This window comes from Sporosarcina sp. UB5 (assembly GCF_050859005.1).
GTDB lineage: Bacteria > Bacillota > Bacilli > Bacillales_A > Planococcaceae > Sporosarcina.
On the sequence record NZ_CP125984.1, the window covers coordinates 890658 to 912402 of the forward strand.

Here is a 21745-nt window from a genome sequence, read left to right on the forward strand (position 1 = left end):
AAATGAAAAAAGCTATCCGCAAGTATCGTCACATTGCAGATAGCCTAGTTTTCTGTATGAAATTAATGCGCACGCCTTACCTTTAACACTCTGTACATTCTGTGCCCAAAGATTCCAGCAAGAATCGACAACAGAATATCTTTCGGAAGAGGCGGCACCATCCACGCCCAAGCGACCGCATAGCTAAATGCTTCAGGCGCTGCGGACCATAGCTTAAAAGCGGCATACATCCAATTCGTTCCGAACACGTAATTCACGACGAGACCTACAAGCCCCGCGACAATATAGCTACGTAAACTGCCATACTTTTCGACAATTTTCCCTACTACATACGCAACTAATATGAAAGAGACGATGAAGCCAAACGTCGGAAGCAAAATTGCACCGAAGCCCCCATGGAATTTCGCAAAAACAGGCGCCCCCGCCAACCCTACGACCATATAAACAGTCATAGAAATTGCACCTAGCCTGCTTCCGAGTAGGAGTCCCGCCAATACGGCGAAAAACGTTTGCAACGTAATCGGCACTCCACCTACAACAAGGAACGGCACGAACGACGTTATATTTGCCCCGATCATCATTAATGCAGCAAACATCCCACAATAGACGAGACTGAGCGCACTCATCCCGCTTTTCGTTTTCACTGAAGCTGTTGTCATAATCCACCTCATAATTTAAGTTATCTTCAATAGAATAAAAGTTAACTCAAGTTGTGTCAACCTATTTTTATTTTAAGTTAACTAACGGGTGAGCTTGCTTTGGACGCGGAGTGGCTTACTTTGGGCGCGGAGCGGCCGACTTTGAGCGCGGGGCGGCTTGCTTTGAGCGCAGAGCAGCCGACTTTGAGCGCGGCATGGCTTGCTTTGAGCGCAGAGCAGCCGACTTTGGGCGCGGAGTGGCTTGCTTTGAGCGCAGAGCAGCCGACTTTGAGCGCGGCATGGCTTGCTTTGAGCGCAGAGCAGCCGACTTTGAGCGCGGCATGGCTTGCTTTGAGCGCAGAGCAGCCGACTTTGAGCGCGGGGCGGCTTGCTTTGAGCGCAGAGCAGCCGACTTTGAGCGCGGCATGGCTTGCTTTGAGGTACCGTCAAGAAGTATGTGTAAGTACAACGCAGACTGTTAAGCAGATTTTACTTGGAGGGGCGGACATGTTAGCCTTGGCAGGCGAGGCCAGCTAATTACTATAGCTGGTATCATGGCCTGTTCACATGTCCGCAGAGGCTCCATGTCAAATCTGCGGTCTACGTACAAGCATCCTTAAGATCAACCTATAAAGTTTTAATTAATATTACCGTTGCCATACCGATCACTAAACATCTCCATTAAGGCAGTATGAGCCGAAGCAAATTCAGAACTCATCCTTTTACCCCATTTTTCGTTGTAGTCTTGCGCGACTAAATAGACTATTTTTTCGACAGCTTTTTCACTTGGCAAACTGTTCATAGTCTTGGTGCGTTTTTTTATTTCCTTTATAGTTCTTTCGATAATATTGGTTGTATAGATTTGGCTTTGAATAACTTTGGGATAAGACATGAATGTAAGTAAAACACCAAGATCCTCTTCCCAGGATTGGACCACTTTCGGATACCCTTTCTTCCACTTTTCTCTAAAGTCTTCGAAGGACCTAAGCGCGTCTTCCTTAGTAAGTGCCCGATAAACTTTCTTCAAGTCTGTCATAATGGGCTCCTTGTCCTTCTTACGAACAGAAGAAATAACATTTCTCACTTTATGAACCACGCAGCGCTGCACATCTGCCAGTGGATAGACCTCTTTAAACGCCTGTTCCAGACCAGATAATCCATCGAAAACACCAAGCAATACTTCTTCTAACCCACGGCTTTTGAGACTGGTCAAAATGTTTTTCCAGCCTACTGCACTTTCATTTCCACCCACAAAGAAATCTACGATTTCTCTATAACCATCGTCCCTGACTCCAACAATGACATATACAACCTCGCTTGCAACGTCTTGCCGGCGGAGCTTTAGGTAGGTGCCGTCCAAATAAAGCACAGAATATCTATTGTGAAGTGAGCGTTGTTGCCATTCCAAAATATCTTCCATGACCACGTCCGTGATGTTACTGATCGTTGTAGCTGAGTAGTTGTTCCCCAGAATCCTTTCGATAAATTGTCCAACTTCCCGAGTGCTAAATCCGTTCTGGTACATCGTAATGATTGTTTCACCCAGCCACCTTTCACGCCTTTGGTAAGGGTCGAAAAGCTGGGTGCGGAAATGTCCCTCGCGATCTCTAGGGACTGCCAAGTCTTCTATACGGCCGTATCTTGTATCGAGCATGCGCGAATAATATCCATTCTTACTATTCTTAAGCTCAGGATGTTCTACTTCGAAGAAGTTTTTCATTTCCTCTTTCATAATTGTTTCAAGATTATCCTGGACAAATTGCTTGACTAACTCCTCCATTTGATTAGAAAACAGATTATCGATTATACTAGACATAGATAGTGCATCCTCCTTGGTTTTTGTAGTGATTAACCTTGAGGATGCCCTATCTTTTTTACGTTTACACAGACTATTGTACGTCACCTGCTTTGAGCGCAGAGCAGCCGACTTTGAGCGCGGCATGGCTTGCTTTGAGCGCAGAGCAGCCGACTTTGGGCGCGGAGCGGCTTGCTTTGAGCGCAGAGCAGCCGACTTTGGGCGCGGAGTGGCTTGCTTTGAGTGCGGCATGGCTTGCTTTGGACGCGATTTAAAAAGACTGTCACTGAAAGTCTTTTTTCACTTTCTTGACAGTCCTTCGCGAATTATCGTTCGTTTTCTTCGTTTTTCGGGAATAAAAAGTGGGAGATCACTCCGCTTAGAACGGCTGCGCCGATCGTAATCCACACTCTAGACGTCCCGGGCACTTCCTGAAAGTTTTTATGGAGCATATACCATGAAACACCTGCGACAAGAAGTGCGATTGGTACGGCAAACTTGAAAATCCTCAATGAATTCACCTTCTACTTTTTGTTCATATGCCAATTCTATCACAATTCAGCTATTGACGTATCCAACATTAAACGTTATGATGTGTTAAATTATTCAAACAACTGCATAATCAATTCTTATCAAGAGAAGCTGAGGGACTGGCCCGTCGAAGCTTCAGCAACCAGCCGTTTTCGGTAAGGTGCTAATTCCAGCAGGTCGCTATCGGCCTGGTAGATGAGAAGGAAGCGAGTCTTCGCTGTAAAAGCCTTCTTTTTTTCAGCGAAGGCTTTTTTATTTTTCATCACAGTCTAAATTTTTCGGATAAAGAACGAAGTTATGCTGGTTTTCACCGGAATATCGAATGATGAAAGGATGAATTCTAATGAGATTGCTTGAACAGTTGAAAGATAATGTGCTAGTCGCGGATGGTGCGATGGGGACGCTGCTCTATTCATATGGAATTGATTTTTGCTATGAGGAATTAAACGTTGAGAAGCCTGACATTATCGAGAAGATCCACCGCGAATATATTGATGCCGGGGCGGATATTATCCAGACGAATACATATGGCGCCAATTCTCTCAAGCTTGCCCGTTATGGGATGGAGCACCGGGTGAAAGAATTCAACGAGGCGGCGATTCGTATTGCGAAGCGCACCGCTGCACCGGGCAAACAATTTGTACTCGGGACAATCGGAGGGATTCGGGGCATCCGAAAAAGTGACGCGTCACTAGCAGAAGTTTTGACGATGGTACGTGAACAGGCGGACGCTTTGCTTTCCGGTGATCCAGATGGCCTATTGCTCGAAACATATTATGATTTTGAAGAGTTATCGACGGTCGTTACCGAGCTACGAAAGCTAACAGATGTGCCGCTTATTGCACAAGTCGCGATGGATGAGCCCGGTGTCTTACAAAATGGAATGAATCTGAACGACGCCCTTCATCAGCTCGAATCGCTCGGTGCGGATATTGTCGGCGTTAATTGCCGGTTAGGTCCTTTCCATACGATTCAAGCATTCGAAAAAGTGACGATTCCGGAGCGAGCATTTTTGTCAGCAGCTCCAAATGCGAGCTTGCTCGATGTCGAGGATGGCCGGATCGTTTATGCGTCTGAAGCTGATTATTTCGGACGCGCGGCTGCGCTTCTCCGCGAAGAGGGCGTCCGTCTCATCGGTGGATGTTGCGGAACGACACCGAAGCATATCGCTGCAGCGAAAAAGCAGTTAAGTGGACTGCCGCCGGTGACGAAAAAAGTCGTCACGCCTGAAAAGCCGATTGTCATTCGTGAAGCGGAGCCGGCAAAGCAAGAACCGTTGCACATCAAGGCGAAGACAGAACGGACGATTATTGTCGAACTCGACACGCCGCGTCATTTGGAGACCGAGCAATATTTCGTAGGCGCGAACGAATTGCATAGAGCAGGTGTTGATGCCGTTACATTGGCGGACAATTCTCTCGCTTCCCCGCGCATTAGCAATATGGCGATCGGGTCAATGTTGAAGCATGAGCATCATATCCGTCCGCTCGTTCATTTAACGTGCCGTGATCATAACTTAATCGGGCTGCAATCCCATTTGATGGGACTCGATGCGCTTGGAATGCATGATATCCTCGCCGTCACAGGAGACCCGACGAAAGTAGGCGACTTTCCTGGCGCGACGAGCGTTTATGACGTTTCTAGCATGGAGCTGTTGCAGCTCATTAAACAGTTGAACGAAGGAATTTCCTTTACAGGCAAGCCGCTACGTAAAAAAGCAAAGTTCTCAGTTGCAGCTGCATTTAATCCGAATGTCCGCGTCCTCGACCGCGCTGTCCAGCGACTTGAGAAGAAAATTGAATGCGGGGCGGATTATTTCATTACACAGCCCGTTTATACGAAGGAGAAAATTGTCGACATGTACGAAGCGACAAAGCATTTGGATACGCCAATCTTTATCGGCATTATGCCGCTCACGAACATTCGAAATGCTGAATTCCTGCATCATGAAGTGCCTGGCATTAAGCTATCTGAAGAAGTGCTTGACCGAATGCGCGCCTGCGGAGATGACCGCGAAATGGCGACCGAAGAAGGCATTAACATCGCCAAAGAACTAATCGACACAGCCGCTGAACTGTTCAACGGCATTTATATCATTACACCGTTCCTCCGCTACGACATGTCGTTGGAACTGATCAGCCATATAAGAGAGCTCGACGCGAAGAAGGAGAGGAGTATCGTCCATGCCTAAACATCCAATCGAACAACAACTAGAAAACAGAATCCTCATCATAGATGGTGCGATGGGTACAATGCTGCAAGCGGAAGACCTCTCAGAAGATGATTTCGGAGGAGAGGAATATGAAGGGTGCAATGAATACTTGAACATTCTTCGGCCAGATATTTTAGATCGAATCCACCGGGCCTATTTGGAGGCGGGAGCGGATATCATCTGCACGAACACATTCGGGGGCACCCCCCTCGTACTGGACGAATTCAGTCTCGGACACCGGACTTCTGAAATTAATAAAAGAGCTGTGGAAATCGCGAAAAAGTGTGCAGCCGACTACTCGACACCAGAGTGGCCGCGTTACGTCGCCGGTGCAATCGGACCAACAACGAAGACACTTTCCGTCACAGGGGGAATTACATTCGATCAGCTTTCCGATGATTTCTACGTTCAAGCGAAAGCATTAATTGAAGGTGGCGCTGATCTTTTATTAATGGAAACGAGCCAAGACATGCTCAATGTGAAAGCGGGAACGATTGGGATTAAGCGAGCTTTCGACGAAACAGGTATCGAGTTGCCTGTCATGATTTCAGGAACGATTGAGCCGATGGGAACGACGCTAGCCGGTCAAAGTATCGAAGCGTTTTATATTTCAATTGAACATATTAAGCCGCTTTCCGTCGGATTGAACTGTGCAACAGGTCCGGAATTCATGACCGATCATTTGCGCTCGCTTTCGGATCTTGCAACGAGCTTCGTCACGTGCTATCCGAATGCCGGATTACCAGACGAGGAAGGCCATTACCATGAGTCGCCGGAATCTTTATCGTTGAAGCTGAAAGGATTTGCTGAAAAAGGTTGGCTAAATATGGTCGGTGGCTGTTGCGGAACGACGCCTGATCATATACGCGTGCTTCGTGAAGCAGTTGACGGGCTCTCGCCGCGGAAGTTGCCGGAAAACGATCATGTCCACGCTGTTTCAGGCATTGAACCGTTATTGTATGATCCAGCGATGCGGCCACTATTGGTCGGCGAGCGGACGAATGTTATCGGTTCAAGGAAATTTAAGCGGTTGATTGTCGAAGAAAAATTTGAGGAGGCTGCCGAGATTGCACGCGCCCAAGTGCGTGGCGGTGCTCATGTATTAGATATTTGTCTTGCAAACCCTGATCGGGACGAGCTTGAAGACATGAAGAACTTCATGCAGGAAGTCGTTAAAAAGGTGAAAGTGCCTCTCGTTATTGATTCGACGGATGAAAAGGTTATCGAAGAGGCGCTAAAATTTTCTCAAGGAAAAGCGATCATAAACTCCATTAATTTGGAGGACGGCGAGGAACGATTCGACGCGGTACTCCCTCTTGTGAAGAAATTCGGTGCAGCGGTCGTCGTTGGGACGATTGATGAAACCGGAATGGCGGTAACGCGTGAACGGAAGCTCGAAATCGCTGAACGATCCTATGATTTACTCGTAAACAAATGGGGAATTGCTCCTGAAGACATCATTTTCGATCCGCTCGTCTTCCCTGTTGGAACAGGAGATGCGCAATACATCGGGTCTGCGGTCGAAACGATTGAAGGCATCCGGCTGATCAAAGAAAAAATGCCGCGTTGCTTGACGACGCTCGGTGTGAGTAATGTGTCTTTCGGGCTTCCCCCTGTCGGTCGCGAAGTACTGAACGCGGTGTATTTATATCATTGCACCCAGGCGGGACTCGATTACGCGATTGTCAATACGGAGAAGTTGGAACGGTACGCTTCGATTCCGGACAATGAAATAAAACTTGCGAACGATCTTCTATTCTCGACTACGGATCAGACGCTTGCTGACTTCACTGATTTTTACCGGGATAAGAAGAAGGAGAAAACTGAGGACGATATTCCAAAGACGGTTCCTGAACGGCTCGCGTATTATGTCGTCGAAGGGACGAAAGAAGGGCTAATTCCTGACCTGGAAGCAGCGCTCGAAATGTATGATACGCCGCTCGATATTATTAACGGACCGTTAATGGAAGGAATGTCGGAAGTTGGCCGCCTGTTTAATGATAATCAGTTAATCGTCGCGGAAGTGTTGCAAAGTGCGGAAGTGATGAAGGCGTCGGTTTCATTTCTTGAGCAGTTCATGGAGAAGAAAGAGGATGATTCCGGAAAAGGGAAAATTGTGTTGGCGACAGTTAAAGGCGACGTTCATGATATTGGGAAAAATCTCGTCGACATTATATTGAGCAATAATGGGTACCGCGTTATCGACATCGGTATTAAAGTGACGCCAGCGACGTTAATTGATGTCATCCGGAAGGAGAAACCTGATATTATCGGGCTCTCCGGATTGCTCGTAAAGTCAGCGCAGCAAATGGTGATTACTGCCCAGGATTTCAAGTCGGCTGGCATCGATACGCCTGTCATGGTCGGCGGCGCTGCGTTGACACGTAGATTTACGGAGACAAAAATTGCACCGGAATACGACGGGCCGGTCATCTATGCGAAGGACGCGATGCAAGGGCTTGAGCTTGCGAACCGTTTGCAAGGCGGCGACAAAGAGGCTTTACTGAATGAACTCGTGGAAAAGCAGGAAAAGCGTCTTGAGGCGGAGGCGATTCGAGCGGCGCGGGATACGGCGGTTGCCGTGTTGCCGAGGCCGGTGAAGACAGTTCGGGAAGATGCGCCCGTGTTCGTCCCGTCGGATTTGCGCAGACGTGTTTTACGGGATTATTCCGTTTCGCATTTGTATCCGTACGTCAATATGCGGACGCTGATCGGGCACCATTTAGGGTTGCGTGGCAATGTCGACAAAATGCTTGCAGATGGCGAGGAGCGCGCGGTGCAGCTTCACGAAATGGTAACCGGCTTCTTGGAATCCGGCAATTTGTCCGCTTCCGGTTTGTATCAATTCTTCCCCGCGCAGGCAGATGGTGACGACGTAATTATTTATAATCCGGAAGACGCGAAGACAGAAATCGAGCGTTTTACATTCCCTCGCCAAAGCAAGGCACCATTCCTCTGTCTCGCCGACTATTTGAAGACGGTAGATAGCGGAGAAATGGACTATGTCGCGCTCATGCAAGTGACGGCAGGACATGGGGTGCGGGAGTTTGCGAATCAGTTGAAAGCGGAAGGAAAGTTTTTGGAGAGCCATGCGTTTCAAGCGACAGCGCTTGAACTGGCGGAAGGATTCGCAGAGCGTGTCCATCAGGAAATCCGAGATCAGTGGGGCTTTCCGGACGCGACTGACTTTACGATGCGCGACCGGTTTGCGGCGAAGTACCAAGGTCAGCGCTTCTCGTTCGGCTATCCAGCTTGTCCGAATTTGGAGGATCAAGCAAAGCTATTCGGGTTGCTGAAACCGGAGGACATTGGCGTCCATTTGACGGAAGAATTCATGATGGAGCCAGAAGCATCGGTGTCGGCAATTGTATTTGCGCATCCGGATGCGCGGTATTTTAATGTGGATTGATTAGATGGTCGCCTCCTATGTGGGGGCGGCTTTTTTTGTTGGGGTTTGGGCGTGGGAGGCACCGCTTTGAGCGCGGAGAGCACCACTTTGAGCGCGGGGCGGCTCGCTTTGAGCGCGGGCGACACTGCTTTGAGCGCGGACGGCACCGTTTTGAGCGCGTGAGGCACTGCTTTGAGCGCGGAGAGCTCCGCTTTGAGCTCGCGAGGCACTACTTTGGACGCGGACGACCACACTTTGGACGCGCGGGGCCTCTCTTTGGACGCGGACGGCGGCGCTTTGGACGCGGGGAGCTTGTTGCATCACCATCTCTCCCCCGACGCGATTCAAAAAACAAAAAAGCTGTCCCCTTGTCGATGTGCTCGACGCCGAGACAGCGGTATTGCGATTAGAATGGCCTTCTCCCGAAGCCGAAGAAGCCTCTGCCCCTTCTACCGAAACCAGGCTCTTGTCCAGGGAATACTGGCGCGCCCATTACGTTTTGTGTTGTTTCAGTATAGTAGTGTCGTGGTACGACGACAGGATGTTGCCTATTCACGTTTACAATCGGATGAACATATGGGACTTCGACCGGGAAGAATTGGTCATGGTAACGACATTGTGTCGGGCATATAATCGGTTGCATCATTGTGTTTTGTGGCATTTGGCTAACTGGAAGCATTTGAGCTCCTCCACAGTGTCCGTGGTGCATCATCATCTTCACTCACCCCCTCTATCTATTACATGTGAAAATGGACGGGGCATACGGGCGAGCGACTATGAACGGATGGAATTTCTGTGTGCTTGTCTCTACCCTAGGGGCACAACTAGGTCCCTTTTACTTGTTGATAAGCTTCGAGCGCGCGCTTCCTCGCAACGGCGTGATCGACAATTGGTAAAGGATAGGTCACGCCTATTTGAATGTCAGCCTCCTCTAATACAGAGACGTGCGCTTCCCAAGGCTTGTGGATATATGGAGCTTGTAGACTAGAAAGTTCCGGCACCCATTTCCGTATATAGCTACCATTCGGGTCAAACTTTTCGCTTTGCAGGATCGGATTAAAGATTCTAAAGTAAGGAGCAGCGTCAATTCCGCATCCTGTTACCCATTGCCAGCCCATCGCGTTGTTCGCGGTATCGAAGTCGAGGAGCGTATGCTTGAACCAGTTATAACCTTCTTGCCACGGAATTAATAAATGTTTGACTAAAAACGAGGCGGTTACCATTCGAACTCGGTTATGCATCATCCCTGTCTCCCAAAGTTCTCGCATGCCCGCATCGACTAATGGATAGCCTGTCTGCCCTATTTTCCATTTCATGAGTTGTTCTTCTGTTCCTTGCCAAGGGAAACCTAGAAATTGCTTTCGCAATGGGGACCGGATGATGTCTGGATAGTGAATGAGCTGGTGGTAGGCAAAGTCACGCCATATTAGTTGTTTAAGAAAAGTGTCGATAGATTGGCGAACGACGGCTTCCGGTGTTTCTTCGCTTAAAGATTTTGCAGAATGCCACATCGCCTTCACGCTAATGTTCCCTGCAGCAAGATAGGGCGACAGTTCGGAGGAGGAGCTACTTGAAATAAAGTCCCTCTTCGCATGATAAAAAGACATTCCGTCCTCCAAATAGTGTTGCCATTTTTCAACCGCCGCTTGCTCCCCTGGCTCCCAATATTGGTGAAACTTCTGATGCCAGTTATTCTCGTCGATGATCTGCAATTGATCCAACGTAACGGTTTGGATTCCTCGTTCGATTCCTTTCATCTCTGCTGGAAAGGGCACCGGACGGGCTACAACTTCTTGCATGCACCTTTTCCAAAAAGAAGTGAACACTTTATACGGCTCGCCTTGTTTATTCACAAGATCATGGTTGAATAAAAGGTGTCCGTGAAATGTTTGCACCTCTATCCCAATCGATTCGAGCTGTTCCGCAATTCTACTTCCTTTGCTCCGCTCTGCAGGTTCATACCGTTCATTGAAATAAACAGCCTCTGCGTCCGCTTCTTCCATCACCTCAACAAGTGCATCAAACTCATCTCCCGTTTTAATAAAAAGCTTCAAGCCATGTGCTTGAAGCCCTTTTTCAAGTGTTGCGACTGAATGATAAAGCCACCATGAGGACGCTTCACTTTCCGCATATTCCTGCTTTGCTTCTTCTGACCAAATGAAGACTGGGATAACTACTCCCTCTTGTGCCGCCTCCGATAAGGCGGGATTATCGTGTAACCGAAAATCATTTCGAAACCATACGATTGTTCTTTTCATCGATCTCATCCTTCTTGACAGGCGTCAATTCTTCTTGCAGCATGAGGACGCCATCTGTCATCGTGTACACTTTGTCACAATAACTAATGAGACGTGTATCATGCGTTACGACGATGCTCGTTGTTTTCTTGTTTTTCGTTTCCCTCTTTAACAGCTCCATAACTTCGTACGCCCGGTCAGAGTCTAAAGATGCTGTTGGTTCGTCCGCTAAAATAATTGAGGGATTGCTGTATAACGCCTTCGCAATAGCAACACGTTGCCGCTCGCCTCCGGACAAGTCGGACGGATATTTGCCTCGCAAGTCGCTGATGCCTAAATCCTCATAAAGCTGTTCCATCTCGTCTGCATTCATATTGCCCTTTTTCACTTTGTTTAATAGCTTCATTTGTTTCGCTACTGTTAGAAAAGGTATTAAGTTAGAAGCCTGTAGGATGAACCCGATTTCATGTAACCGGATTTGTGCACGTTCTTTTTCACTCATCGTCGTGACATTCTGTCCATTCAAGATGACGTCTCCAGAAGTCGGGGTAAGCAATCCTCCGACAATCGTTAGAAATGTGCTTTTCCCGGAACCAGAAGGGCCTATAATCGCAATCAATTCTCCACGTTCCGCTTGGAATTCAGTTTCCTTCAGTGCTTCCACCTTTTTACGGCCACTTCCAAACGTCTTCGTTACATGTTTTAACTCCAGTACAGTCATCATTTACCCTCCAATCGCTTTCAATGGATCTACCCGAACAATCGTCCATACTGAAAAAACGGCTCCCGCAATAGCTACGACGACGAGAACTGCCCCATATATGAGCATCGTCGGCAAGTCAAAGGAGACTGGAACAGCGGCTGGTAGGAATGCCCCTGTCGTCAACGTTAACGCCAATCCAATCATGACGCCGATTGCCGCTAATAAGAAGGTTTGTGCAATGACCGATTTCGATAAATAATAATTAGAAATTCCTTGCGCCTTCATCACACCGAACATACTAATTTTCTGGACAGTTAATACGTACAGGAAAATGGCTACTATGACTGCTGATATCGCAAATAGGAAATAAATCATAAACGTCAACGTCAAATTCTGTTCCGTATAGCCGGGCAAGTTTTGAATGAAGTCTTCTATTTCAATGACTTGCAATGTATTATCTTGAACGACTTTGTCTCCTCCATTGCGGATGACAATTCCGTTAATGCGATTATTATTTGCATCCGCGCCGTCTCCATATTTCACGTTATGCAACGTTTCAAGCTCAACATAGAGGACGGGTGCTCCATTGAACCGGGCTTTATCGGTGAAGCCGACAATTGTCAATTTTTCTGTAGAGGATGATAAATGAAGTTCATCTCCAATGCTAAACCCTTCTTCTTTTAATGAATCGTCTGCGATTACTTCATTCATTCCCGCAAACGGCTTACCTTCCATTACTTCTGGCATGAGAAACTCATCTTTTCGAATTCCAAAGAGGGATACATTCGTCTTTTGATCACCATTCCCGGCAATCGCGCTCAGTTGGCCAATGACCGCTATTTCTTCAGCCTCTACCTCTTCAGCTTGCTCGATGAACATAGAGGATTGATAAAGACTCTTATCCGATTCTTCCGTTAAGATAATTGCTGATGCTTTCCATTTATCGACCGATTCTCGATTTAGATCCTTCAAGCCTGTTGCTAGACCCGACAGGAAGAATACGAGATAAGCGACAAGCATGAGCACACCTGTAATTAATACAAATCTCAACTTATTCTTTTGGATTTCATTCCACGCAAGAAACATTTTCCACACTCCTTGTCACTTATAATTGCAAAGCGGTCTGGTGAAGACTATCGGCTGTAGCCGCCACCTTCTTCGTGTCGTTTCCTATTTCTTTAATCACTTGGACAAGCTCTGTCACGTCTGTTTCAACCCGGCTAATATGCTCATTATTGTCCTCAATGGATTGGAGGATTTTCATGAATTTCATTTGTGATTCTTTAGAACCTTTCATCCCGAGAGAAACACTTTCTCGTACTTCGTCAATTGTTCCGACAGCCTGGTCTGTTAAGCTAGTCGATTTGCTGACGAGTTCAGTAATTTGCTCAACGGATTGTTTGGATTGCTCCGCTAATTTACGGACCTCCTGGGCTACGACCGCAAAGCCTTTGCCTGCGTCCCCCGCTCGTGCTGCTTCAATTGAGGCATTTAAAGCTAGCAAGTTTGTTTGTTCTGCAATCTTTTTTACCATCTCGATAATATCGATGATTTCATTCGAGGAAACTTTTAAATCCCCGATTAGGTTCACCATCTTCTCTGTACTTCCAGAAATGAAGGTCATTTGCTCTTCCAACTGTTCCACCTTCTCATTTCCAAGGACAGCGAAGCTTTGAATCTTTTTCACACTCTCAACATTTGAATGAATACTGGATCGAATGACATTTGCATTCGCATCTACTTGTTCAATTGAAATGCTCGTTTCTTCAGTAAGTCCTGCTAAGTCTTCACTGATGGATGAAATCTTTCCTTTCAACTCTGTTTTCACGATGTCATATTGCTGCTGACGTAACTCCTCATTTTTCTTCTCATACTCTTCAAGGACAATTTGCATTTCGAAGTTTATGAGCTTTGAGACGGCTGTCATTGCTTGCGAACGCTCTTCCCATGTGTCTACTCTTTCGGTAATTAGCCGGTTCAACACTTCCTGGATTTGCTGAAATGTCCCCATATACCATTTCGGTTCTACGCCCATATGGAAATGCATTTGTGCAATTTTTATCTTCTTTCTTATTGACGCCGTGTCAATTCTTCCTTCGAACATTTCCTCGATGTAGTCGCTTAAAACATTTTTCAAATAGTCCACGTTCGTCCGTTCTTCAATAATTTTACGAAGCGATGGAACAGACAATACCTTTTCATAAAACACAGATACAATGTCATCCATTCGTTCTCGGATAATAGGTTGGTATGTATGGAGAACGGCCAAGTCTTGAAGCTTGAAATCTATCAGGTCTAGTTGTCTTTTTAGTTCGGGATAAGCTTGTAGCTCAATTACCGCTTGTATTTCTGTTTGAACAGGTCGCGCCGCCTTCTTCCTCTTTTTGTTCCACATAAAATTCATTACGATTCCTCCAATGGTTTCCTAACGGTACTTTTATTATGAATAGGAGGCGCCTCGTTGTCAAATGATTGTATATAGTTTTACGTAAAACATTATACAGACTTATAAGCTCATTATACTGTTAAAAGTAGGTTGAAGTTCGTTTCATTGTACAAGGTTACCCGTTCAACGTTGTACAAGAAGAAATTATTCGATATACTTTACAAACAGAGCACTCGCACGAGGAGGAATCGATTTGGCTCCATCTAACACAAATAATCGATATTTTATACAACAAGTAGCCGATATGACGGGGCTTTCCAAACAAGTTATCCGAAAGTGGGAAGAACGGTATTCCCTCGTTCTGCCTGAACGGTTAGAAAACGGCTATCGAGTTTATAGTGAAAGGGACATTAACCTTCTACTGCAAGTTAAAGCGCTATCCGAACAAGGAATGCCGATACGTCAAGCTGTAGAAATGGTCGACACGGAAAATCAAGATACACCTCGACCAGTCGAGGATCCAGTTGTCGAACAACAATCGCTAAATAATTTTGTTCTCCAATTGCTCGAACAAGGAAATCGCTGCGATGAGCTCGAATTAATGATCACCCTCCAGCAAGCCTATCACCAAGTAGGGTTATACACTTTCTTGGACCAAGTCGTCCTCCCGTTTCTAAATGAAGTCGGGAATAAGTGGGAAAAGGGAGAGTGGAATGAATACCAAGAGTCGGTTTCAAGTCTGATTGTCCGGGATTTCCTCGTGCAGATCCGCAGAAATTATCAATACCGGCCAGATGCACCATTAGTTCTCGCGGCGTGCCTACCTTACGAACGGCACGAAATCCCGCTTCATATTTTATTGTTGCAGTTCATGCTAAAAGGTTGGCGTACGTTTTTAATCGGAGCTTCTCCTGCACCCGGCTCCATTGAAGCGTTAATAGAGAAGATGAAGCCAAAAACTGTGCTACTTTCCGCCTCTACTACAATCCCTTTTGAAAGAGAACCAAACTTATTGGAGAAACTCGACAAGTTTGCTGCAACGCAACGTGAAATTGACTTCTTTCTCGGAGGAAAAGGGGCTATCGTATATGCAGCGTCTAACAAATTGACAACAATTCGTGTAACAGACGATATTGAAGACGTATTGGAGAATACAGACGTGCGTGCGAAGTAATTGGAGAGTGAAGAGTGGTTTTGCACAATCTAAAACAAAACAAAAGAGCTATCCCCTACATAGAGGACAGCTCTGTTACAGTTAACTATTGATAGACTTGCGGCAATTCATTCGGTTCAAATCCGTCGACTTCTTTCAATCTCTTTTCATACATTGGATAATGGACAGGGGAACCTTCACCAATCATCTCTAGTGATGCAATATAATCAAGGTCCTTTCTTAGTTCCATTTCATACGGATCAATGAATACACGTTCCATTCAATCACTCCCCCTCATATGGTACCCAAGGCAAATGTGACGGAAATTGGGACAATAACCACAACTAAAAATTGCGGTATCATCTTTTCTAACTACAATTATACCAAATTTTCTGTATTAAGTAAAGAATCGTATATTTTGTTCCTCTTTGTTTATTGTGGATATACTACTAGTATGTACGTCGGAAGGAGACAAGATGATGAAGCGGATTGTACTATTTGATGGGGAATGCAATTTTTGTAACTCAAGTGTGCAATTTATTATTAAACGGGATCCTGCCGCCCATTTTCTATTTTCTTCATTGCAAAGCGAAACCGGCCAAATGTATGTGAAGCAGTTTCGTATTCCGGAAGATGTCGACAGTATCGTGTTAATTGAAAACGGAAAGGCATACACGAAATCCTCCGCAGCACTCCGTATTGCAAAAAAGCTAGATGGCTTATGGCACCTCTTGTTTCTATTTATACTCGTCCCACGTCCGATTCGTGACGGCTTTTACAGCTATTTCGCCCGGAACCGCTATCGCTGGTTCGGTAAAACTGAAGGCGCGTGTATGCTTCCTTCCCCGGAGGATAGAAAACGTTTCATTTAAAAAAGGTTCCGAACGACTAATTTATCGTCCGGAACCTTTTTATTATGCTTCGGAAGCTTGCTTGAGCTTTTCATTCTCCTCTGGCGTGAAGGCGCGGGAACGTGTAAGGAATCGTTTCCCTTCCACCCCTTCCAAAGAGAACATACCTCCCCTGCCTTCCACGACGTCAATGATGAGCTGTGTATGCTTCCAATATTCATATTGGTTTTTATGCATGTAGAAAGGTACCCCGCCGATATAGCCGAGAAGGACGTCCTGATCTCCGATGATCAGGTCACCTTCCGGATAGCACATCGGGGAGGAGCCGTCACAGCACCCGCCCGATTGGTGAAACATTAACGGGCCATGCTTTCCCTTCAATAATTCAATCAGTTCTAAAGCAGCGTCCGTTGCAAGAACGCGTTCAGGCATAGACATGCCTCCTTTCCCCTCGCTTAAAATAGAACTCGGGAAGCTTCTCTTGAATTAAAAGAATCCTAATTTGTCTTCGCTATAGCTAACGAGCATATTTTTTGTCTGTTGGTAATGGGACAGCATTTGTAGATGGTTTTCGCGTCCAATTCCGGATGCCTTGTAGCCACCGAATGCGGCGTGTGCAGGATATGCATGGTAGCAGTTCGTCCAAACGCGTCCCGCTTCAATACCACGCCCGAAACGATATGCTGTGTTCATATCGCGTGTCCAAACGCCCGCCCCTAAGCCGTATAATGTGTCGTTCGCAATTTCCATCGCTTCTTCTTTCGTCTTGAACGTCGTGACGGAAACGACCGGTCCGAAGATTTCTTCTTGGAAGATGCGCATTTTATTGTTTCCTTTAAAGACTGTCGGCTGGACGTAATACCCTTCTGCCAAATCGCCGCTCAGCTTATTACGCTCACCCCCGACGAGGCACTCTGCTCCTTCTTGTTTACCGATATCCAAGTACGAGAGAATTTTTTCCAATTGCTCTGTCGAAGCTTGCGCACCCATCATTACTGTTGGATCAAGCGGGTTACCAGTCTTAATCGCCTTTACTCGCTCAAGTGCACGCTCCATAAACTTGTCGTAAATGGACTCCTGAATTAATGCGCGAGAAGGACATGTGCACACTTCCCCTTGGTTCAAGGCAAACATGACGAAGCCTTCAATCGCTTTGTCAAGGAACGCATCATCTTCTGCCATGACATCCTCAAAGAAGATGTTCGGCGATTTTCCGCCAAGCTCAAGTGTCATAGGGATCAAGTTTTGTGATGCATATTGCATAATGAGACGACCCGTCGTTGTCTCACCCGTGAACGCAATTTTCCCGATTCTAGGGTTGGATGCAAGCGGCTTGCCCGCTTCGAGACCAAAACCGTTAACGATGTTGACGACGCCTGCAGGCAATAGGTCTTCAATCAATTCCATCCACACCATGATGGATGCAGGTGTTTGCTCAGCTGGCTTCAGCACGACGCAGTTTCCAGCAGCGAGCGCAGGCGCAAGCTTCCATACTGCCATCAATAGTGGGAAGTTCCAAGGGATGATCTGGCCGACAACTCCAATCGGCTCATGGAAATGGTACGCCACTGTGTTGTTGTCGATTTGGCTGACACCGCCCTCTTGTGCACGGATTGCTGAAGCGAAATATCTGAAATGGTCGATCGCGAGTGGTAAATCGGCATTTAACGTTTCGCGAACCGGTTTTCCGTTTTCCCATGTTTCTGCAACAGCTAGCATCTCAAGATTCGCTTCCATGCGATCAGCGATTTTCAACAAAATATTCGCCCGTTCCGTAACGGAAGATTTCCCCCAAGCATCTTTCGCAGCATGCGCCGCGTCTAGTGCAAGTTCAATGTCTTCCGCAGTCGAACGCGCAACTTGCGTAAACACTTTACCTGTAACAGGCGTCGGGTTATCGAAGTACTGTCCATTCACCGGGGCTGTCCATTTTCCGCCGATGAAATTATCGTAGCGTTCCTTAAAATTCACCTTCGCCCCTTCTGTGTTCGGAAATGCATAAACGTGATTCTCAACAGCTTGTACCATGTTCCATTCCTCCCTATTCTTTATAGATTGCTTATAGTAAGTGCATTTATTGCACACAAAGCCACCATATGCAGAAGAATGAAGCGCTATTCAAATTGAATGCGCTTACATTTCTGTACTACTAATAAACGACGAACGGAGAGTCTGCAAACTTATTCTATCTGATTATAAAAACTATTGCAAGTTTAATAATTTATTATTACTTAATAGGTTGAAATCGTCTTGAAAGGTTCTTTCACGTTTGATAAAGTTATAACAACTCGTTCGTCAGACTATTCGGCGGATGACGAAAAGTGTGTTTCAACAGACTGCCATTCACTACTAAAGAAGGGGGATCGAGATTTGAAACCAGTCATTGGCATTACTTCTAACATAGATTCAACTGCACACACGCTTCAAAACACGTACACCCAAGCGGTCATTGCAGGAGGTGGAATACCACTCATCATACCGACAGGAGTGGAACGTGACGTACAGCACATCACTACGCTTCTCGATGGATTAGTAATATCTGGCGGAGGTGATATAGCACCTCAACTATTCGATGAAGAGCCAATACCTAAGCTCGGCAACGTGACACCGGAAAGAGACTCCATTGAATTAGAGCTCGTGAAGCATATGCTTTCGTTAGATAAACCAATTCTCGGCATATGTAGAGGGCACCAAGTGCTAAATGTCGCTTTTGGGGGAACGATTTACCAGGACATCACTTCACAAATCACCAATCCGATCTTGCAGCACGATCAAAAAGCGAAAAGAGAGCACCAATCCCATACGGTCCATATTGAAAAAGGCACGATCCTTGCATCCATCGCGACTTCCGATAAAATCCGTGTAAATTCATTTCATCACCAAGCGTTGAAAGATATCCATGCCCCACTTATCATCTCAGGAAAAGCGAGTGACGGAATTGTGGAAGCGGTCGAAAGTACGGTTCATCATTTCGTCGTCGGCGTACAATGGCACCCTGAAGCTTTAATAACTAATGAAGATCAGGTTTCCAGGCGGTTATTCGAGGCTTTCATGAAAGCTTGTGGTGAGAGGATGGCTACAGTTGAATCTCATTGATCTGCATTGTGACGTATTAGCTAAAATGTATAAAGCAAAAGGGGAATTATCATTTAAAGATTCCACTGATCTCGATGTCACGTACGAAAAACTGAAACAAGGCGGCGTACAAATCCAGGCTTTCGCCATTTTCATTTCACCATCCATCAAGTCGGACCAAAAATTCCAAGCAGCACTCGATCAGATCCACTATTTTTATACTGATGTAATCGGTAAAAACCCAAATATGAAAGCTTTGAAAACGTGGGATGATTTTAATCAGCTCCAAGTTGGACAGATTGGTGCATTTCTCACTCTAGAGGGAGTCGATTGCATCGGAAACGATATGCAAAAGCTGTCGATTCTCCGTGAACTTGGAGTCCTTTCAATTGGATTGACGTGGAATAACGCGAACTTAGCAGCGGATGGTGTCGAAGAAGAGCGAGGGGCTGGCCTGACTACATTCGGGAAAGAAATTATCGGATTCTGTAATGAAAATCGAATTCTTTCGGATGTTTCCCATCTATGCGAAAAAGCTTTTTGGGATGTCATCGACTTGGCACAGTTTCCGATTGCAAGCCATTCCAACTCGAAAACAATTTGCGATCATCCGCGAAACTTGACGGATGAACAAGCTACACATTTATTTAAAAAGAATGGACTGATCCACGTCGTCTACTACCCACCTTTTGTTACCAAAAAAAGTTCTGCGTCCATTTCAGATGTGATCGCACATATTGATCACTTCTGTTCCCTTGGTGGTGTCAATCAAATTGGGTTAGGATCAGATTTTGACGGCATCTCTGAAAAAGTTATCGGTCTCGAAGATGCATCGATGCACCCCGCTTTAATTAACGAGCTTTTAACAAAGTATAGCGAAGATGAAGTGAAAGGATTTGCTTACAAGAACTTTCTTGATCATCGTCCGGGTTGGAAAAGTGCTCCTCATTGAAAACATACAAGAGTCAGGATCCATCATGTGGTCCTGACTTTTGTTAATGGAGCTGTTGTGCATAGTGATATGAAGAATAGCCTGTTAACCGGATTAGTTACAGTCTATTTATATTTCTCCCTTTATTTACATATAAAACAAATGCAAATCTTCCATTCTATGGTAAGCTGCAATTGAATAATATCTAACTGAGGTGTTTCTATGAATTTTATCGCTTGGATCATTATCGCGTGTGAAATTGGGTTTTGGGTTGCCATTGTTGCAGGGCTTGTCACAAGATATATCTTCAATAACAAACGTCTAGGTTTATTTTTTCTAGCTTTAACGCCTGTCATTGATCTGCTATTGTTAATCGTCACCGCGAATGATCTATATAACGGCGCCATTGCTACGCAAGTCCATGCAATCGCCGCCATCTATCTCGGTGTTTCAGTCGCATTTGGGAAAAGTATGATCCGCTGGGCTGACGAACGTTTTTTGTATTATGTCAAAAGACAAGGACCGAAGCCTGCCCGTAAATACGGCCTGGCACATGTGAAACACTCAATGAAAGGCTCATTGCAACATGTACTTGCATTTCTCATCGGTGGTGCTTTCCTCTTAATCATGATTTACTTGATCGATGACACATCCAAAACAGAAGCCCTCTCCAACATGCTGCAACTATGGGCACTCATCCTTGTAATCGATCTTCTCATCTCCGCTTCCTATTTCATATGGCCACGGCATGAAAAAAAGTAATGGGGGAAAGGCATGAAAAAAAAGATCGTAATTGCTACTGTCATTTTCTTGTTGATTAGTACTGTTTTGCTTCTTTCTCCGTATAACGCATATCACCACTTTACCGCGAAAGAAAAAGTCACAACTATTTTTAGTGATCCCCAAATGAGAGAGGCGTCTTTAGGAGATAAATCCGAAATAACGAATGTAAAGTATGTAGGTAGGTATATGTATGAAGTTCAAACAGAAGAGAACACTTTTTTGATTAAAATTAAATCCAACCGTTCTTCTAATTCCATCGATATTTTTGAATACAAGCAGCATGTTACGCAATTCAAAGGATACTAGATTTGTGAAAACCGATTCAATGTCGGTTTCTTTTAATTGGAGTGATATAACTTGTTTGCTCTTTTGAAGCAATAAAAAACCGACCCACGTAGGATCGGCTTCTCTTCAAACAATTAGAAGTTTTTACTGTACCATTCCGCAGCCGCGTCCACTTCCGTCCGCGTGAGCGAGTGTCCGTTCATTTCCCAATGGACTTCCGTAGAGGCACCCGCTCCCGCTAATAACTCCTGTAAATCAATCGTCTCCTGCGCTGGACAAATTGGATCATTCTTCCCTGCTGCTATGAACACCGGGACTCCTGACAACTCAGGAAGATTCATACCCCGTCTCGGCACCATCGGGTGATGCAAAATGGCACCTTTCAGTGAATCCGCATAATGGAATAACAAGCTCGCCGCAATATTTGCGCCGTTCGAATACCCAACTGCGACAATATTCGACCTGTCAAACCCATGCTCTTCCGCCGCTTCGTCAAGAAACGCATGCAATTCTTTCGTCCGAAAGACAAGATCCTCCTCGTCAAATACACCTTCAGCTAGTCGCCTGAAAAATCGAGGCATCCCGTTTTCTAGCACATTCCCCCGTACACTAAGAACAGAAGCATCCGGGTCAATCAATCCTGCAAGCGGCAATAAATCCTGCTCTGTCCCACCAGTTCCGTGCAATAAAAGAAGCGTCGGTTTTGACGTGTCAGTTCCTTGCTTAAAAATATGTCTCATGATGGCTCCCCCTTAATTTCTACTATTGTAAATGAAC

The 21745-nt window shown here is 45.8% G+C and carries 22 protein-coding genes and 1 riboswitch; of the genes, 10 read left to right on the forward strand and 12 right to left on the reverse strand.

All coding sequences use genetic code 11. The features are described from left to right. Positions 1–62: 62 nt before the first annotated feature. On the reverse strand, positions 63–659 hold the full coding sequence (locus tag QM454_RS04790) for a biotin transporter BioY (protein WP_432362255.1): 597 nt from the start codon (positions 657–659) through the stop codon (positions 63–65). Between the two features lie 99 nt (positions 660–758). Between QM454_RS04790 and QM454_RS04795 the strand changes: the two genes are divergently transcribed. Further along, complete coding sequence (locus QM454_RS04795; RefSeq protein ID WP_432362258.1) at positions 759–1175, forward strand: hypothetical protein; 417 nt, start codon at positions 759–761, stop codon at positions 1173–1175. Between the two features lie 100 nt (positions 1176–1275). Here QM454_RS04795 and QM454_RS04800 read toward each other — a convergent pair whose 3' ends face one another. Then, positions 1276–2454 carry an IS256 family transposase gene (locus QM454_RS04800; RefSeq protein ID WP_432357191.1) on the reverse strand — a complete coding sequence of 393 codons (1179 nt, stop codon included), beginning with the start codon at positions 2452–2454 and terminating at the stop codon, positions 1276–1278. A 44-nt stretch (positions 2455–2498) separates the two neighbouring features. On the opposite strand from QM454_RS04800, the gene QM454_RS04805 reads away from it, so the two are divergent. Continuing rightward, entirely contained in the window at positions 2499–2708 is a 210-nt protein-coding gene (locus QM454_RS04805; RefSeq protein WP_432362261.1) for a hypothetical protein, read from the forward strand. Between the two features lie 51 nt (positions 2709–2759). On the opposite strand, the gene QM454_RS04810 is transcribed toward QM454_RS04805, so the two are convergent. Next, complete coding sequence (locus tag QM454_RS04810) at positions 2760–2945, reverse strand: histidine kinase (protein ID WP_432362264.1); 186 nt, start codon at positions 2943–2945, stop codon at positions 2760–2762. Between the two features lie 114 nt (positions 2946–3059). Then, positions 3060–3166: riboswitch (SAM riboswitch) on the forward strand. Between the two features lie 141 nt (positions 3167–3307). On the opposite strand from QM454_RS04810, the gene QM454_RS04815 reads away from it, so the two are divergent. Together QM454_RS04815 and metH are read left to right on the forward strand one after the other, a co-directional pair. After that, entirely contained in the window at positions 3308–5155 is a 1848-nt protein-coding gene (locus QM454_RS04815) for a bifunctional homocysteine S-methyltransferase/methylenetetrahydrofolate reductase (RefSeq protein WP_432362267.1), read from the forward strand. Next, complete coding sequence (gene metH / locus QM454_RS04820; RefSeq protein ID WP_432362270.1) at positions 5148–8585, forward strand: methionine synthase; 3438 nt, start codon at positions 5148–5150, stop codon at positions 8583–8585. Before QM454_RS04815 ends, metH begins: the two co-directional genes overlap by 8 nt. Positions 8586–8970: 385 nt before the next feature. Here the strand turns inward: metH and QM454_RS04825 are convergent, their stop codons facing one another. The 5 genes from QM454_RS04825 to QM454_RS04845 all read right to left on the reverse strand — a co-directional run bounded on the left by QM454_RS04825 (position 8971) and on the right by QM454_RS04845 (position 13908). Then, the gene (locus tag QM454_RS04825) at positions 8971–9243 is read right to left on the reverse strand and encodes a hypothetical protein (RefSeq protein WP_432362273.1); all 273 of its coding nucleotides are present in this window, start codon (positions 9241–9243) and stop codon (positions 8971–8973) included. Positions 9244–9388: 145 nt separating this feature from the next. Beyond that, positions 9389–10822 (reverse strand): cryptochrome/photolyase family protein, encoded by a 1434-nt coding sequence (locus tag QM454_RS04830; protein WP_432362276.1) that lies wholly within the window; start codon positions 10820–10822, stop codon positions 9389–9391. Then, complete coding sequence (locus QM454_RS04835; RefSeq protein ID WP_432362279.1) at positions 10791–11522, reverse strand: ABC transporter ATP-binding protein; 732 nt, start codon at positions 11520–11522, stop codon at positions 10791–10793. The genes QM454_RS04830 and QM454_RS04835 overlap by 32 nt, the downstream gene beginning before the upstream one ends. A gap of 3 nt (positions 11523–11525) precedes the next feature. After that, a complete protein-coding gene (locus QM454_RS04840; RefSeq protein ID WP_432362282.1) occupies positions 11526–12590 on the reverse strand; it encodes an ABC transporter permease in 1065 nt (354 codons plus the stop codon). Between the two features lie 19 nt (positions 12591–12609). Continuing rightward, positions 12610–13908, reverse strand: coding sequence for a protoglobin domain-containing protein (locus QM454_RS04845; protein ID WP_432362284.1), 1299 nt, complete (start codon positions 13906–13908; stop codon positions 12610–12612). Between the two features lie 235 nt (positions 13909–14143). Between QM454_RS04845 and QM454_RS04850 the strand changes: the two genes are divergently transcribed. Continuing rightward, entirely contained in the window at positions 14144–15064 is a 921-nt protein-coding gene (locus tag QM454_RS04850) for a MerR family transcriptional regulator (protein ID WP_432362287.1), read from the forward strand. Between the two features lie 85 nt (positions 15065–15149). Here QM454_RS04850 and QM454_RS04855 read toward each other — a convergent pair whose 3' ends face one another. Then, the gene (locus tag QM454_RS04855; RefSeq protein WP_432362290.1) at positions 15150–15323 is read right to left on the reverse strand and encodes a hypothetical protein; all 174 of its coding nucleotides are present in this window, start codon (positions 15321–15323) and stop codon (positions 15150–15152) included. A gap of 199 nt (positions 15324–15522) precedes the next feature. Here QM454_RS04855 and QM454_RS04860 point away from each other — a divergent pair, with 199 nt between their 5' ends. Beyond that, entirely contained in the window at positions 15523–15915 is a 393-nt protein-coding gene (locus QM454_RS04860) for a thiol-disulfide oxidoreductase DCC family protein (RefSeq protein WP_432362293.1), read from the forward strand. A gap of 42 nt (positions 15916–15957) precedes the next feature. Here the strand turns inward: QM454_RS04860 and QM454_RS04865 are convergent, their stop codons facing one another. Continuing rightward, positions 15958–16326, reverse strand: a complete 369-nt coding sequence (locus QM454_RS04865) for a DUF779 domain-containing protein (RefSeq protein WP_432362296.1) — start codon at positions 16324–16326, stop codon at positions 15958–15960. A 54-nt stretch (positions 16327–16380) separates the two neighbouring features. Next, positions 16381–17922, reverse strand: coding sequence for an aldehyde dehydrogenase (gene adh, locus QM454_RS04870; RefSeq protein ID WP_432362298.1), 1542 nt, complete (start codon positions 17920–17922; stop codon positions 16381–16383). 342 nt (positions 17923–18264) lie between these two features. On the opposite strand from adh, the gene QM454_RS04875 reads away from it, so the two are divergent. The 4 genes from QM454_RS04875 (at position 18265) to QM454_RS04890 (ending at position 20989) form a co-directional block, all read left to right on the forward strand. Further along, the gene (locus tag QM454_RS04875; RefSeq protein ID WP_432362301.1) at positions 18265–18990 is read left to right on the forward strand and encodes a gamma-glutamyl-gamma-aminobutyrate hydrolase family protein; all 726 of its coding nucleotides are present in this window, start codon (positions 18265–18267) and stop codon (positions 18988–18990) included. Further along, entirely contained in the window at positions 18977–19921 is a 945-nt protein-coding gene (locus tag QM454_RS04880) for a dipeptidase (protein WP_432362304.1), read from the forward strand. Before QM454_RS04875 ends, QM454_RS04880 begins: the two co-directional genes overlap by 14 nt. 201 nt (positions 19922–20122) lie before the next feature. Beyond that, a complete protein-coding gene (locus QM454_RS04885) occupies positions 20123–20662 on the forward strand; it encodes a hypothetical protein (protein ID WP_432362307.1) in 540 nt (179 codons plus the stop codon). Between the two features lie 12 nt (positions 20663–20674). Then, entirely contained in the window at positions 20675–20989 is a 315-nt protein-coding gene (locus QM454_RS04890; protein WP_432362310.1) for a hypothetical protein, read from the forward strand. A gap of 113 nt (positions 20990–21102) precedes the next feature. Here the strand turns inward: QM454_RS04890 and QM454_RS04895 are convergent, their stop codons facing one another. After that, complete coding sequence (locus QM454_RS04895; RefSeq protein ID WP_432362313.1) at positions 21103–21708, reverse strand: alpha/beta hydrolase; 606 nt, start codon at positions 21706–21708, stop codon at positions 21103–21105. Positions 21709–21745 lie beyond the last annotated feature (37 nt).

What these genes read in the sequence shown, in the direction of transcription:
- QM454_RS04825 (WP_432362273.1), bottom strand. Translation starts at nt 9,243, where the DNA reads ATGCTTCCAGTTAGCCAAATGCCACAAAACACAATGATGCAACCGATT.
- QM454_RS04860 (WP_432362293.1), top strand. Translation starts at nt 15,523, where the DNA reads ATGAAGCGGATTGTACTATTTGATGGGGAATGCAATTTTTGTAACTCA.
- metH (WP_432362270.1), top strand. Translation starts at nt 5,148, where the DNA reads ATGCCTAAACATCCAATCGAACAACAACTAGAAAACAGAATCCTCATC.
- QM454_RS04885 (WP_432362307.1), top strand. Translation starts at nt 20,123, where the DNA reads ATGAATTTTATCGCTTGGATCATTATCGCGTGTGAAATTGGGTTTTGG.
- QM454_RS04865 (WP_432362296.1), bottom strand. Translation starts at nt 16,326, where the DNA reads ATGCCTGAACGCGTTCTTGCAACGGACGCTGCTTTAGAACTGATTGAA.
- QM454_RS04805 (WP_432362261.1), top strand. Translation starts at nt 2,499, where the DNA reads ATGCCCTATCTTTTTTACGTTTACACAGACTATTGTACGTCACCTGCT.
- QM454_RS04815 (WP_432362267.1), top strand. Translation starts at nt 3,308, where the DNA reads ATGAGATTGCTTGAACAGTTGAAAGATAATGTGCTAGTCGCGGATGGT.
- QM454_RS04845 (WP_432362284.1), bottom strand. Translation starts at nt 13,908, where the DNA reads ATGAATTTTATGTGGAACAAAAAGAGGAAGAAGGCGGCGCGACCTGTT.
- QM454_RS04895 (WP_432362313.1), bottom strand. Translation starts at nt 21,708, where the DNA reads ATGAGACATATTTTTAAGCAAGGAACTGACACGTCAAAACCGACGCTT.
- QM454_RS04800 (WP_432357191.1), bottom strand. Translation starts at nt 2,454, where the DNA reads ATGTCTAGTATAATCGATAATCTGTTTTCTAATCAAATGGAGGAGTTA.
- QM454_RS04840 (WP_432362282.1), bottom strand. Translation starts at nt 12,590, where the DNA reads ATGTTTCTTGCGTGGAATGAAATCCAAAAGAATAAGTTGAGATTTGTA.
- QM454_RS04835 (WP_432362279.1), bottom strand. Translation starts at nt 11,522, where the DNA reads ATGACTGTACTGGAGTTAAAACATGTAACGAAGACGTTTGGAAGTGGC.
- QM454_RS04890 (WP_432362310.1), top strand. Translation starts at nt 20,675, where the DNA reads ATGAAAAAAAAGATCGTAATTGCTACTGTCATTTTCTTGTTGATTAGT.
- QM454_RS04790 (WP_432362255.1), bottom strand. Translation starts at nt 659, where the DNA reads ATGACAACAGCTTCAGTGAAAACGAAAAGCGGGATGAGTGCGCTCAGT.
- QM454_RS04830 (WP_432362276.1), bottom strand. Translation starts at nt 10,822, where the DNA reads ATGAAAAGAACAATCGTATGGTTTCGAAATGATTTTCGGTTACACGAT.
- adh (WP_432362298.1), bottom strand. Translation starts at nt 17,922, where the DNA reads ATGGTACAAGCTGTTGAGAATCACGTTTATGCATTTCCGAACACAGAA.
- QM454_RS04855 (WP_432362290.1), bottom strand. Translation starts at nt 15,323, where the DNA reads ATGGAACGTGTATTCATTGATCCGTATGAAATGGAACTAAGAAAGGAC.